The organism is Thermostichus sp. MS-CIW-40 (genome assembly GCF_054058315.1).
In genome coordinates this window covers 22,386-34,724 of record NZ_JBSSAC010000029.1, presented here as the reverse complement: position 1 = coordinate 34,724, position 12,339 = coordinate 22,386, and the positions used below count along the sequence as shown (strand labels likewise).

General features: G+C 58.9%; 12 protein-coding genes and 1 tRNA gene. 6 read left to right on the top strand and 7 right to left on the bottom strand.

Going from position 1 to position 12,339, the window contains the following annotated elements; all coding sequences use genetic code 11:
- The first annotated feature begins 128 nt into the window (after positions 1-128).
- Positions 129-202, top strand: a tRNA-Arg gene (locus ACVWXF_RS09820).
- Between the two features lie 34 nt (positions 203-236).
- Here the strand turns inward: ACVWXF_RS09820 and ACVWXF_RS09815 are convergent.
- The 4 genes from ACVWXF_RS09815 to ACVWXF_RS09800 all read right to left on the bottom strand — a co-directional run bounded on the left by ACVWXF_RS09815 (position 237) and on the right by ACVWXF_RS09800 (position 2,517).
- Positions 237-671: a type IV pilin protein gene (locus tag ACVWXF_RS09815; protein ID WP_457474283.1), complete on the bottom strand. Its 435-nt coding sequence runs from the start codon at positions 669-671 to the stop codon at positions 237-239.
- 573 nt (positions 672-1,244) lie between these two features.
- Positions 1,245-1,766 (bottom strand): FAD binding domain-containing protein, encoded by a 522-nt coding sequence (locus tag ACVWXF_RS09810; RefSeq protein WP_457474282.1) that lies wholly within the window; start codon positions 1,764-1,766, stop codon positions 1,245-1,247.
- Complete coding sequence (locus tag ACVWXF_RS09805) at positions 1,753-2,043, bottom strand: hypothetical protein (RefSeq protein ID WP_457474281.1); 291 nt, start codon at positions 2,041-2,043, stop codon at positions 1,753-1,755. Before ACVWXF_RS09805 ends, ACVWXF_RS09810 begins: the two co-directional genes overlap by 14 nt.
- Before the next feature lie 42 nt (positions 2,044-2,085).
- Positions 2,086-2,517, bottom strand: a complete 432-nt coding sequence (locus ACVWXF_RS09800) for a DUF1818 family protein (RefSeq protein ID WP_414358272.1) — start codon at positions 2,515-2,517, stop codon at positions 2,086-2,088.
- An 89-nt stretch (positions 2,518-2,606) separates the two neighbouring features.
- On the opposite strand from ACVWXF_RS09800, the gene ACVWXF_RS09795 reads away from it, so the two are divergent.
- The 4 genes from ACVWXF_RS09795 (at position 2,607) to ACVWXF_RS09780 (ending at position 7,751) form a co-directional block, all read left to right on the top strand.
- Positions 2,607-4,292 carry a SpoIID/LytB domain-containing protein gene (locus ACVWXF_RS09795; protein WP_457474280.1) on the top strand — a complete coding sequence of 562 codons (1,686 nt, stop codon included), beginning with the start codon at positions 2,607-2,609 and terminating at the stop codon, positions 4,290-4,292.
- A gap of 302 nt (positions 4,293-4,594) precedes the next feature.
- The gene (era, locus tag ACVWXF_RS09790; protein ID WP_414384116.1) at positions 4,595-5,686 is read left to right on the top strand and encodes a GTPase Era; all 1,092 of its coding nucleotides are present in this window, start codon (positions 4,595-4,597) and stop codon (positions 5,684-5,686) included.
- 233 nt (positions 5,687-5,919) lie between these two features.
- Positions 5,920-7,050, top strand: coding sequence for an aromatic ring-hydroxylating oxygenase subunit alpha (locus ACVWXF_RS09785; protein WP_414328837.1), 1,131 nt, complete (start codon positions 5,920-5,922; stop codon positions 7,048-7,050).
- A 98-nt stretch (positions 7,051-7,148) separates the two neighbouring features.
- Positions 7,149-7,751 (top strand): glutathione S-transferase family protein, encoded by a 603-nt coding sequence (locus tag ACVWXF_RS09780; protein ID WP_414409419.1) that lies wholly within the window; start codon positions 7,149-7,151, stop codon positions 7,749-7,751.
- A gap of 11 nt (positions 7,752-7,762) precedes the next feature.
- Here the strand turns inward: ACVWXF_RS09780 and ACVWXF_RS09775 are convergent, their stop codons facing one another.
- The 3 genes from ACVWXF_RS09775 to der all read right to left on the bottom strand — a co-directional run bounded on the left by ACVWXF_RS09775 (position 7,763) and on the right by der (position 10,975).
- Positions 7,763-9,016: a BMP family lipoprotein gene (locus ACVWXF_RS09775; RefSeq protein WP_457474279.1), complete on the bottom strand. Its 1,254-nt coding sequence runs from the start codon at positions 9,014-9,016 to the stop codon at positions 7,763-7,765.
- Positions 9,017-9,107: 91 nt separating this feature from the next.
- Complete coding sequence (gene smpB / locus ACVWXF_RS09770) at positions 9,108-9,572, bottom strand: SsrA-binding protein SmpB (RefSeq protein WP_011432891.1); 465 nt, start codon at positions 9,570-9,572, stop codon at positions 9,108-9,110.
- A gap of 23 nt (positions 9,573-9,595) precedes the next feature.
- Positions 9,596-10,975: a ribosome biogenesis GTPase Der gene (der, locus tag ACVWXF_RS09765; RefSeq protein WP_011432890.1), complete on the bottom strand. Its 1,380-nt coding sequence runs from the start codon at positions 10,973-10,975 to the stop codon at positions 9,596-9,598.
- Positions 10,976-11,141: 166 nt separating this feature from the next.
- Between der and ACVWXF_RS09760 the strand changes: the two genes are divergently transcribed.
- Positions 11,142-12,338, top strand: a complete 1,197-nt coding sequence (locus tag ACVWXF_RS09760; protein WP_414415961.1) for an aspartate aminotransferase — start codon at positions 11,142-11,144, stop codon at positions 12,336-12,338.
- Position 12,339 lies beyond the last annotated feature (1 nt).

Here is a 12,339-nt window from a genome sequence, read left to right as displayed (position 1 = left end):
GTCAGGACTTGGGTCATGGTTCTATCGTAACTTCCGCATTCCTCCCGACACTGACCCTACGGGTACAGTGCGGGGCTCCTGCGATTTCTAGCTGAGATGGGGGCTAAGAGCAGTAGGATGTTCGACAAGGGGCTGTAGCTCAGATGGATAGAGCAAGCGCCTCCTAAGCGCTAGGTCGGCGGTTCAAGTCCGCCCAGTCCCGCTTCCTCAAGCCGCCAGACTCCTGGCTGGGCAGGTCAACGATAGAGGTTGCAGGAGTTGTGTAGGTTGTAGCCGGAGACCAAAACCTCTTGCTGGCGATCCCCAAGGCCGATGTCACAGCGCAGGGGATCCCCACCAACAGCTGTGTAGGTGTGAGACTCCGTCATCCAACGCATGCCAGCTGGGCCAGGAGTGGGAGGAACAACTTCGGGGAGACGATAGTTGGGGGCTTGCCAGGGATCTTGCAGATAACGATCCCCGTGGATCCCTCCGAATTGAATATCGGCGTAGCTGGAAGGATAAACCGTAAAATCCATGCGGAAGATTTCTGAAGCGCGGCCAATGGTCGCCAAAGCTGTTTGGGCTTCAGCAACTCTGGAGCGGCGAATGTGGTTGAGCAGGTTGGGAATGGCCACCGCGCAGAGAGTACCGACAATCACGATGACCACCAGCAACTCGATCAATGTCATGCCACAAGGAGCCGCAGTGGCCAGACGAAAGAGGATTCTCCGGAGATACACTTCATGAGGGGAAAACCGACTCATAGCAGTTCCAGTCCCGCTTCGGGAGAAATCAGGCACTTAGCTAAACCCAAAGGAGCTTGCCCCAGTATTCCAGCCTTTCCTTGGTTTCAGGTTACCCTTTGCGGATCCAAAACTTTCCCTGTCAAATCACGCGAACTCCTGAATCCAAAACCTCACTGGCTATCAACTGTGGGTAAGTTTTTTATAAACTGGCCTCAAGTTTTAAGCTCAGATAAAGCTGGGTTCACTGTGAACTATTTTCGCGGTTGTCTGTGGGGTGGCACTGCCAGTTGCTACTGCCCCAAACTTTTATGTGTTACCCATTTTTGGAACAGCAACAGATGAATTTTTGCCTGTGGCTATCTCAATCCTATGGACGGGAATGTCAGACTTATGGTCATTTCGATTCAAACTGGGGCACTGACCCACGCCTAAAACCTTTACTTTCAGAGCGGCGGGAGCTTTGGCAGGATGAGTACGTCGTTCTCAGCCCCCTGTTGGGATGGGGCAATACCCCGATTAGCCCAAGATGTCTATACAGCGGCGAATCAATACCTCACTCATGCGTTGGCGGTAGAGGGCGCTGGCCCGAAAATCCGCGATCCAGCCGTGGGCTTGCTCTGCCAAAAGTTGGGGAAGATGTTCTGGATCGGGCCGGGATCCCAGCCGCACCAGTTGTGGGGGTGAAAGGGCGGCATTGAGTCCGAAGCGATAATCGCCTGAGTCGGGATCGCGGGATCCGGCAACGATCACCAAGGCGGGATCCGTTTGGGTGATGCCGAGCCGCTGAAAGGTGCTGGGGCCGCGCAGCCGTTGGGCCGGGATCCAGATGGATCGCAAGGCTTCCCCCGGCTGCAGCAGAGTTTGTTGGGGGCCGGTTTGAAAGTCCTGAGCGGGGATGTGGCGCAGGGATCTCTGCAGATCGATCAGCGTGTAGGTGGCCTCAAGGGCGATCAACACGGGTGCTACGACACCGACACTCAGGGCCAGGCAGAGATTTCCCCCTATCGTTGCCAAGTGGGCCACCTTAAAAGAGGCCAAAGATGCCATTCCCTCGCACAGGGCGCGGATCCCTGGCCAATGGGGTGGCCAATCGTATTGCAACAGTTGCTGGAAGGTACAGGTTGCTTAACCCTTCTGCACTGATTTCCAGCTCATTCCAGCCCAGAGGATGCAAATCGACCAGTCCCCGCAGGTGGGGTTGCGGCTGGGAGAAGAGCCAAGTCCCTCCGGCCAGCCAGTTCCAGCCGGGATCCCATGCGGTCAAGTCCTCAAGCTGTTGGGGACGAATGTAGGTGTGCAGATGGTGCAGATCCATGGGTTCTCTCAGGCAGGGATCCAGACTGCAGGCTTCAGGGGGCTAGAGAGCTTCCTCAAAGCATTGGGCGAGGGCCTGGCACAGCTCAGGGACAACATCAGCAGGCCAAAAACCTTCTCCGCGCCGGCCTTGATGCAATTGCACATAGAGACCCCAGGCAGTGGCGCTGCCGCTGGCTATCAGGGTCAAAGCAGGGAAAGTCTGCTCCAGCGTAATGCTCTCCTCCGCCATCAGTTGGGATGCGATGGCCTCCATATCCTGCTGCAGGCGCTGCACCCCCTGCACAAACGCTTGCCACTCCTCCTGAGTGAGCTCCAGCGCCCAGGTTTCTCCCCCCACCAGGGCAACAAAAGGGGAACGGGTGGGATCCCAGCCCAGCCGCCAGCCGGATCCCTTGTGCAAAGAGGGGCGGCGTCCTGCCGTGGCGATTGGGAACCCGTCGTCGGGAACAGACATGCGAGGAAAAGCATCCATGGTGCTCCCCACTGCTGACGCAACCGCTGCAGGTAGGCCAAAAAAGATGGGGGTAAAATCGACAGGGTGTGTTTTAGGATAAAGCGGCCATGGCCAGTTGTCAGGCTCTCACTGCCAAACCCCGTCGGTTTTTAGGGGCTCCGTCCCGCTGGCGCAAACAGAGCACCCTCATTTCCGGCTTGGGCCTGTTGCTGGCGGCCTTAGCGCTTCATGCCGCCGACGCAACCGGAGTTCGTGAAGAGACCTTGGCCACGGCAGCCACCCCCGAAAACCCAATCCTGCATATAGGCATTGTGCAACGCTTTGGCCGTTCTGAGACGGATCAAGTGGAGCTGGGGGCGCCGACGGGATCCCTTCTCACCCTGGAATTCCCTCAAGCAGACGGCAGCACCCAGACCCAGCGAACGTCTCGGGTCAGCATCGGCATTGTCAATCGCGCCCTGACCACCCCGGAAACCGTATACCGTCTAATCCTCAGCAGCCACAAAAGTTTTGAGAGTGCCGAGGCCAACGCCAACCATTGGCAGTCTCTGGGCATCAGCACCGAGATCGCCCAGCCGCAAGAATGGCAGGTGTGGGCCAACCGCGCCTACACCCCGCAACAACTGATCCAGATTCAGCAGTATGCCCAGAAGGAAGGGATCCCCCATGTGCGGCTCGAGGTGCAGGAGCGACGCGAACGGGCGGAGCTAAGCTGGGTTCATGAACACTTTCGCTACCACCGCACCCGCCTCAGGGTGACCTCCGATGCCGGCTATCTGCGGGTGAACGACCGCCACTACGCCGGCTCTATTACCATTCAGCCCAACGCCTACGGCAGCTACACCGTAGTCAACGCCGTGCCCCTGGAAACCTATTTGCGGGGGGTGGTGCCCCATGAGGTGGGGTCGGGGGCTCCCTTTGCCGCCATGGCTGCCCAGGCGATCCTGGCGCGCACCTACGCCCTCAAGAACCTCCACCGCTTTCAGGTTGACGATTATCAGCTCTGTGCCAATACCCATTGCCAGGTTTACAAGGGGTTGACCGGAACTCACCCACGGGCAGACGAAGCCATTCGCCAAACCAGTGGCCTGGTGCTCACCTACAATGGCGAGCTGGTGGATGCTGTCTATTCCTCTACCAATGGCGGCATCTCGGCGGCCTTTGAAGATGTTTGGGACGGGGATCCGCGCCCCTACCTGCGCCGGCAAGCGGATATTGCCCATCAACCGGGTAAGCCCTTGGATTTGCGGCAGGAGAGCAGCTTCCAGGCGTTTTTGGCCCAGCGAGAGGGCTTCAACGAAGCAGGAGTATCCCGCCTATTCCGCTGGGAGTTCTCCCTATCTTTGGAGGAGCTGAACACCCAGTTGCGGGCCGGCCAAGACTACCTAGGGATCCCGATGCCCACCTGGAGCAGCATCGCGGGGATGCAGATCCTGGAGCGCTCCGCCAGTGGCCGGGTGCAGGTGATGCAATTGGACTTGCAGACGGCAGAAGGGATCCGCTCGATTCTTTTGCGCAAGGATCAGGTACGCTTGGCTTTTCCTCGCCTGTACAGCACCCTGTTTCGGATAGAGCCTCTGAAACAAGGGGAGCGATTGGCAGGCTATCGCTTCATCGGTGGCGGCTTTGGCCATGGGGTGGGCCTGAGCCAGTATGGCTCCTATACCCTGGCTCGGCAGGGGTTTAACGCGGCACAAATCCTCGCTTTCTACTACCCCGGCACCACCTTGGCCCCGCTGGGATCCCTATCCTTGCAGTTGCCTGCCGCCTCAGCAGCCTACTCTATCCGCTAGAGGTTGGGTGAAAGTTATGGCCGTTCGCGACAGCGGGACAGAGCCTTTAGAAGAGCATGACTCTAGTCAATAGTAAGCTCAACTATACTGAAAATAATGTATAATATGTTCAGTACGGATTACTACCAGTTGATCTTTCTGTTTACTTTCGAGTCTGCCAACATGGTAGCCAAAGCAAAGCAGAAAATTGGTAGTAAGACGACACGGAAACTGCGCTTTGGGTATTCTACTCAAAGCTTTGCGGGATACCGCCATTCTGTTTGGAAACAAACAGAATGCTATCGCTGCATAGTTGAACAGTGATGTTCAGCAGTGTTCAGCGTAAATGTATCAGCGCCGGACATCCCTATTCTCCTTCAGACGGGAGGGATCCCTCCCCTGAGGGACAGGGATCCATTGGCGACGGCGGGACAGAGTCCTCCGCTGCCGCAGCAGAAGGGGAATCGGCGCCCGGTCGTGTCAGCAGTGGGGAACTGTCTGCGATCCCAGCTGCCCCGCCAGGGTTTAAGTCGGGGTTTGTGGGGCTGATCGGGCGGCCCAATGTGGGCAAGTCCACCCTACTCAACGCCCTGGTGGGACAAAAGATTGCCATCACCTCTCCCGTGGCCCAGACCACCCGCAACCGCCTGCAGGGGATCCTCTCCCTACCCCAAGCCCAGATCATCTGGGTGGATACCCCTGGCATCCACAAACCCCACCACCGCCTGGGGGAAATCTTGGTACACAACGCCCAGGCAGCCATTGCCGCTGTGGACGTGATCCTCTTCGTGGTGGATGGATCGGTGCCGGCAGGACGCGGGGATGCTTTTATTGCCGAGCGGATCCCTGCTGCTTCCCCCTGCCTGATCGTCTGCAACAAAGCGGATCTGCTGCCTCGGGATGCTGCCGTGCGCCAAGCTCACCAGGAGAGCTACCAAGCCCTACGCCCCGGCGCTCCTGTCGTTTGGGTGTCTGCCTTGGATCCCAGCAGTTTGACACCCCTGATCCAAGCCACCATCGATCTGCTGCCCACCGGCCCCTACTACTACCCGCCGGATCTGGTGACGGATCAGCCGGAGCGGTTCATCATGGCGGAGCTGATCCGAGAACAGGTGCTGCTGCAGACCCGCGAGGAAGTGCCCCATTCCGTGGCCGTGACCATCGACCAGGTGGAAGAAACCCCCAACGTCACCCGCATCTTGGCCACCCTCTATGTAGAGCGGGACTCGCAAAAGGGGATCCTCATTGGCAAAGGGGGGGAAAGGCTCAAGCGGATCGGCCAGGCAGCCCGCCTGCAGATTCAAAAGCTGATCCTGGGCAAGGTGTACCTGGAGCTGTTTGTCAAGGTGCGGCCCCACTGGCGGCGCTCTGAGCACCTTCTGCGCGACTTGGGCTACAGCGCTACGTCCCCCTAGCGGGAATAAGCCATTTGCGTCAGCAGGACGGAGTTCTTATGCCCCCCTCTCCCCTTGTGGGTAGGAGACTGGGGTATTTGCGCGAGCAGCACGGCGTGCCTGGGGGGAATGCTGCAAAAATGCCCTAGACCTGCTTAGAACAGATACTGACTGGGATCCCTGCGTTAGCTTGGATAGCAAAGCCTTTGGAGTTCAACGGCAGTTTTTCCCATCTTGCTTTGCTGCCCCGCGCTATGACCGCTTTCTATCCCGCTACTGTTCAACCGGGCGCCCGCACCCTGCCTGGCCACTACTACGTCTCCTCCAGCCGCTTTGAGGCGGAGATTGAGCAGATTTTTTATCGGCAGTGGTTCTGCGTGGGGCGCAGTGCCGATCTGGCCCAACCCGGAGACTTTTTGCAGGTGCAGGTGCTCAGAGAAAGCCTGATCCTGGTACGGGATCCCAAGGGGCAAGCCCACGCCTTCTTCAACCACTGTCGCCATCGAGGAACCCGACTCTGCAGCGAGCTCCAAGGCCATTTTGCCGATGGGATCCCTTGCCCCTACCACGCCTGGCGCTATGGGCTGGACGGGCAATTGTTGGCAGCTCCCCAGATGCACGAGGTGGAAGACTTTCGCCGTGAAGATTATCCCCTCCACTCCGCTGCCTTGGCAGAATGGGAAGGCTTCGTCTGGGTCAACCTCAGCCGCAATCCTCAGCCCTTCGATGAGGTTTTTGCCCCATTGCAAGGTCGTTTCCGAGAGTGGAACCTGTCCGCTCTGCGGCGAGGCCATCGTATTGAATACCACGTTCAAGCCAATTGGAAATTGCTGTTTGAAAACTACTCTGAGTGCTACCACTGCCCGCTCATTCACCCAGAATTGGCCCGCCTTTCGCCGGCTCGCAGTGGTCGCAACGACTTGATGGAAGGCCCCTTTTTGGGCGGCTACATGTTGCTCAATCCAGATGTGACCAGCCTAAACATGAGTGGCCAACGCAGCTTGCCCCTGATCTCCACCGTGCGAGGCGAGAACCAACGGCGGGCCTACTACTACACCCTTATGCCCAATCTATTCTTGAGCCTGCAGCCGGACTATGTCATGACCCACACTCTGTGGCCCCAGGGATCCGACCGGACGCGGGTTGTCTGCGATTGGCTGTTTGAGCCGGAGACCTTGGCGCTGGATGGTTTTGATCCCAGCGAGGTGGTGGAATTGTGGGATCGCACCAATCGACAGGATTGGCACCTGTGCGAGCTCACCCAGCAAGGGGTGGGATCCCGTGCCTATGAAGCAGGGCCTCTTTCCCATGCAGAAGGGTTGCTGCAAGCCTTTGGGCGGGAATACCGCCGGCAGATGCAGGAGTTGGAAGAACAAAGCTGCTAAAAAAGTGTTAGGGACAGAGGGTTTTTGTTGATTGGGTTGCCGTTGGCGTTGTTAGGACGAAGTTCTTTGTAAGGTGCTTTGGGCTGAGGTTAACCACAATGTTGCGACTGTACGGGATCCCAACCTCCGGAAATTGCTACAAAGTGGAATTGCTCCTCAAGCAATTGGGGATCCCCTATGAGACGGTTGAAGTCAACTCCAGGGCCGGAGAAAACCGCCGCCCCGAGTACCTGGCCAAAAACCCCCTGGGCCAGATCCCGGCTTTGGAACTGGAAGATGGAACAGTCTTGGCCGAGTCCGCCGCGATCTTGGTCTACCTGGCAGAAGACACCCCCCTCTACGGCCAAAACAAGTTGGAACGGGCCGAGATTTTGAAGTGGTTGCTTTTTGAACAAACCCGCATTGCCCGCTACATCGCCACCACTCGCTTCTGGGTGCGGGCCGGCCAAGCAGAGGCCCATGCTGACGTGATCGCCCAGAACTTGAAATCTGGAACAGAGGCGCTGGAGATCATGGAAGGCCACCTGCAGGGGAAGGTGTTTTTTGTGGGCAACCGCTACACCATCGCCGATCTCGCCCTTTTCACATACACCCATGTGGCGGAGCAGGGTGGGTTTGACCTTAAGCCCTTTCCCCAGATCCGAGCCTGGTGTCAGCGGGTGAAAGAAACCGACCGCTTCTTCCCCCTACCCGGAGCATGAAACATTTTCTCCTAATTGCTGGCTCCCTCCATGCCCTGCAGCAACTGGCCCAGATACCAAATATCAACCTCGCTGGCCACTTCCCCCTCAGCCAAGAAGGGCGTGCCATCTTGGAAGTTGAGCGGCCCCTTGAAGAGCTGAATGCTGCCATTACCCAAGCCGGCGATGAACTCCTCCAACTTAGCCCTATCTTCTGGCTCCAGGGCTTCTCCCATGATGAACCCCGCCGAAGACGTGTCCGGGTTGTTGATGTCTGACCAGTCGATGGGCGGACGCAGGAATTGGCTCTCGAAGGTGCCCGCGCGAGCTGCCTCGATCAATTGCTTGTATCCTGGCCCCCAGTTGTAGTAGGAAACCCCCAGGCAAATTTCGGGCGCAAAGTTACAACCGCTGGCCAGGCCGTAGTGGGTGTAGCGCACTCGCTTTCCGGCCTCAGCAGCCCGCTTGCCTTGTACCGCCGCCTCCGGCGTATCCAACCCCGACATCACCACATCAAAGCCGCTGTTGTAAAAGTCATCGGCAACCTTGCTTGGATCCAAAGTAACCCCTGGAATGTTGAACCAGAAGCCAATCCAGGTCACCCGGAACTGCAACTCTTCAGGACGATCTCGGTAAGTTTCCCAGCAGTATTTGGCCCCCAAGTAAGCAGCAGCAGCGTAACGGCGGGTTTCATCGTTGATCAGAGGTCCCAATAGGCCAATTTTGCCGGTTTCGGAGCCCAGGGCTGCAGCACAGCCAGCCACCATGCGCATCGCTTCCATCTGGGGCATGATGTTGGCCAAGTTGGGCAGATCGATGTAATTTTTCCCCTCCTTCCAGGCCATGTCCCCAGAAGCATGGATAACCGCAATCTCGGGATGCTTGCGGGCCGTTTCAATCGCGTCGTCTTTGTGGTCATCAGAAGTAAAGATGATAACCTTGGCCCCTCGGGCGATCATGTCATCCGCCACCTGGGAGGCGCGCACATTGGGCCGATCCGCCGGGTTCACCTTATCCAGGTAATCAAACTCGACACCGGGCAACTTGGCCTTGACGTATTCGCTGCCCTCCACATGCGCCTGGCTCCAGCCGCCATCCTGCATCGGCCCCACCAGCACCATGCCCACTTTGAAGGTCTCTTGCGCTGTTGTGGGGGTGGATCCCAGTAGAGCGGCGACTGCCAGGCCAATAGCCCAGCCTCTCGAGGGAGAAAAAGCGCGGGTAACATTCCAGTTCACAGGCAGCTCCAACAGAACAGGGATCCAAAGCCGGAAGACTACATCCATCATCGGGATCCCGCTGCAGATCGCTGTATCTGAGAATACAAAAAGGCGCTTGGCAAACGACGTGGAAGCCAGCAGGGGCTCAGGGAGAAATTTATCGTTCCTTCAGTTCCCGCTGAATCTCCCGCTGGGTTTGCCGCTCTTTGATTGCCTGCCGCTTGTCGTGGAGCTTTTTGCCGCGGGCCACGCCCAGATGGGCTTTGATCCAGCCGCGGTTGAGCACCAGCTTGAGGGGAACCACGGTCAGGCCCTTTTGTTCCACCAAGCCCCGTAGGCGGTCGATCTCGCGGCGGTGCAGCAGCAACTTGCGGCGGCGGGTAGGGTCGTGGTTAAACACTTTGCTGGCGGTGTCATGGGGGGAGATGTGCAGATTGTGCAGCCATGCTTCCCCATCCCGAAAGAGGGCAAAAGCGTCTTGCAGGTTGGCTTTGCCCGCTCGTATCGATTTCACCTCTGTGCCGGTCAGTTGGATCCCGGCCTCATAGGTCTCCAAGATGTCGTACTCGAAGCGGGCGCGACGGTTGTCAACCAGGGTTTTGACGTTGGGATCCACAGCCATAGGCTTTCAGTAGACCAGAGGGCCTAACGAGAGGTCAGGGATCTCTCCAATTTTCGCACCGCCCGCCCAACCAAGCGCTCGGATTTGCCGCGCCAGAGAAAGCGAATGGGGGTACCGGTAAAGTCCAGGTTTTGCCGGAAGTGCTTTTCCAGGAAGCGGCGGTAGTTATCCTTAAACAAATCGGGATCGTTGACAAACAGAACAAAGGTGGGGGGCCGATCCGCCACCTGGGTGCCGTAGTAAATTCTGCCCTGCTTGCCCTGGCGGTTGGTGGGGGGCGATTGCCAGGCAAGAGCATCCTGGAGCACTTCGTTGACCACAGCGGTGGGAACCCGTTTGCGGTGGGCGGCCACCACGGTATTCACCTGCTCAAAGATTTTGTGGGTGCGTTGCCCGGTGAGGGCGCTGACAAACAGGAGCGGCGCCCATTCAATAAAGTAAAGCCTGTCGCGAATCTCGCGGGTGAACTCGTTGATGGTGTGGGTATCTTTGTTTTCTACTGCATCCCACTTGTTGACGACGACAACGCAGGCGCGGCCCTCTTCTTCGATGCGCCCGGCCAGCCTCTGATCCTGTTCGGTAACCCCCTCCAAAGCATCGATCACCAGCAGCACTGCATCCGAGCGCTGGATGGCCTTGAAGGCCCGGTTGATGCTGAAGAACTCAATGCCGTACTGCACGCGGTTTTTTTTGCGGATGCCGGCGGTATCGATGAGGCGATAGGGCTGCCCTTCCCAGGTGACCACGGTGTCGATGGCATCGCGGGTGGTGCCGGAAATGGGGCTGACGATGGCCCGCTCGGATCCTACCAGGCGGTTGAGCAGGCTGGATTTGCCGACGTTGGGCCGCCCCACAATCGAGACGGCGATGGGATCTGGCTCGCCTGCGGCTTCTGCGGTCACTTCGGGCAAGTGAGCCAGGACCGCCTCCAACAGCTCGGCTACCCCATTGCCATGGATGCCGGAACAGGGGATCGGATCCCCCAGCCCCAGCTCCCAAAAGGCTGCTGCCTGAGCCAGGCCCATCTGCCCCGACTCGCACTTGTTTACGGCCACCACCACCGGCAGGGGTTGTTTGCGCAGCCAATCGGCCACTTCTACATCGGCGGGTGTCAGTCCCTCTCGGCCATCCACCACGAAGATCACGGCCTGCGCCTCGGCCATGGCTGCCATCGCTTGCTGGCGAATGTGGGGCAGAAATTCGCTGTCGTCGCCAAAAACCAGGCCGCCGGTGTCCACCACCCGCAAGCGGCGCCCGTTCCACTCCACCTCCTGGTACAGACGATCCCGGGTCACCCCAGGCTCATCATGCACAATGGCCGAACGCACCCCCGCCATGCGGTTGACGAGGGTGGATTTGCCCACGTTGGGGCGACCCACAATAGCCACAAGTGGTAGGGGCACTGTTCGGCTCGTCGATAACTTGAGATGGGATATCTATCCTAGCCGTTCCGGATCCCGGATGCCCAAAGCCGCCAATCTCGATCATTGCTTTGGATGCAGGTCTGGCGGTAAGTTAGGTACCTATCCTCCCATCAGGCACCGGCTGTGCCCCTTCCCCATTCTTGCCATGAACCGCGCTCTCGTTCCCGCCCAGCGGCTGAACAAGCTGCCCGCCTATGTCTTCGCCCGCTTGGATGAGCTGAAGGCCCGCGCCCGCCAGCAGGGGTTGGATTTGATCGATCTGGGCATGGGCAACCCCGATGGTCCCACCCCACAGCCGGTGGTGGAGGCAGCCCAGGCGGCCATTGCGGATCCCGCCCACCACGGCTACCCGCCCTTTGAGGGCACGGCCAGCTTCCGCCAGGCGATCACGGATTGGTACTGGCGCCGCTACGGGGTGGAGCTGGATCCCAATGGAGAGGCGCTGCCTTTGCTGGGATCCAAAGAGGGGCTGACCCACCTGGCTCTGGCCTATGTGGATCCCGGAGATCTGGTGTTGGTGCCCAGCCCTGCCTATCCAGCCCATTTTCGCGGCCCCATGATCGCAGGGGGGCAGATCTACCCGATGATGCTGCGCCCGCAGAAGGGGTGGCTGATTGACCTGCAAGAAATACCGCCGGAAGTGGCCCAGCAAGCGCGGGTGCTCTACTTTAACTACCCCAACAACCCGACGGCGGCAGTTGCGCCCCGCTCTTTTTTTGAGGAGGTGGTGGAGTTTGCCCGCCGCTACGATCTCATCCTGGTGCACGACCTGTGCTATGCCGAGTTGGCTTTTGACGGCTACCGGCCCACCAGCCTGCTGCAGATCCCAGGGGCCAAGGACTTGGCAGTGGAGTTCCACACCCTCTCCAAAACCTACAACATGGCCGGCTGGCGGGTGGGATTTGTGGTGGGCAATCGCCAGATCATCCAGAGCTTGCGCACCCTGAAAACCAATCTCGACTACGGCATTTTTGCCGCCATCCAAAAGGCCGCCGAAACTGCCCTGCGCCTGCCGGATAGCTACCTGGAGCAGGTACAAGAGCGCTACCGCCGCCGGCGCGACTATCTGATCGGCCGCCTAGCGGAGTTGGGCTGGCGGATCGAGCCGCCACGGGCGACGATGTATCTCTGGATCCCTACCCCCCGCGCTGCCGACGGCACCCCTGAGGGATCGACGGAGTTTGCCCTGCGGGTGCTGGAATCTACAGGCGTGGTCGTAACCCCCGGCAGCGCTTTTGGAGAGGGAGGAGAGGGCTACGTGCGGATTAGCCTAATTGCCGATTGCGAGCGCATAGGTCAGGCTATCGATCGCTGGGCGGAAGCTGGGATCCGCTACTGCTGAG

Bases quoted from the DNA above. Each gene is read 5' to 3' on its own strand.
- ACVWXF_RS09815 (WP_457474283.1), bottom strand. From the start codon at position 671: ATGACATTGATCGAGTTGCTGGTGGTCATCGTGATTGTCGGTACTCTC.
- ACVWXF_RS09805 (WP_457474281.1), bottom strand. From the start codon at position 2,043: ATGGATCTGCACCATCTGCACACCTACATTCGTCCCCAACAGCTTGAG.
- ACVWXF_RS09800 (WP_414358272.1), bottom strand. From the start codon at position 2,517: ATGGATGCTTTTCCTCGCATGTCTGTTCCCGACGACGGGTTCCCAATC.
- ACVWXF_RS09795 (WP_457474280.1), top strand. From the start codon at position 2,607: ATGGCCAGTTGTCAGGCTCTCACTGCCAAACCCCGTCGGTTTTTAGGG.
- era (WP_414384116.1), top strand. From the start codon at position 4,595: ATGTTCAGCAGTGTTCAGCGTAAATGTATCAGCGCCGGACATCCCTAT.
- ACVWXF_RS09785 (WP_414328837.1), top strand. From the start codon at position 5,920: ATGACCGCTTTCTATCCCGCTACTGTTCAACCGGGCGCCCGCACCCTG.
- ACVWXF_RS09780 (WP_414409419.1), top strand. From the start codon at position 7,149: ATGTTGCGACTGTACGGGATCCCAACCTCCGGAAATTGCTACAAAGTG.
- ACVWXF_RS09775 (WP_457474279.1), bottom strand. From the start codon at position 9,016: ATGGATGTAGTCTTCCGGCTTTGGATCCCTGTTCTGTTGGAGCTGCCT.
- smpB (WP_011432891.1), bottom strand. From the start codon at position 9,572: ATGGCTGTGGATCCCAACGTCAAAACCCTGGTTGACAACCGTCGCGCC.
- ACVWXF_RS09760 (WP_414415961.1), top strand. From the start codon at position 11,142: ATGAACCGCGCTCTCGTTCCCGCCCAGCGGCTGAACAAGCTGCCCGCC.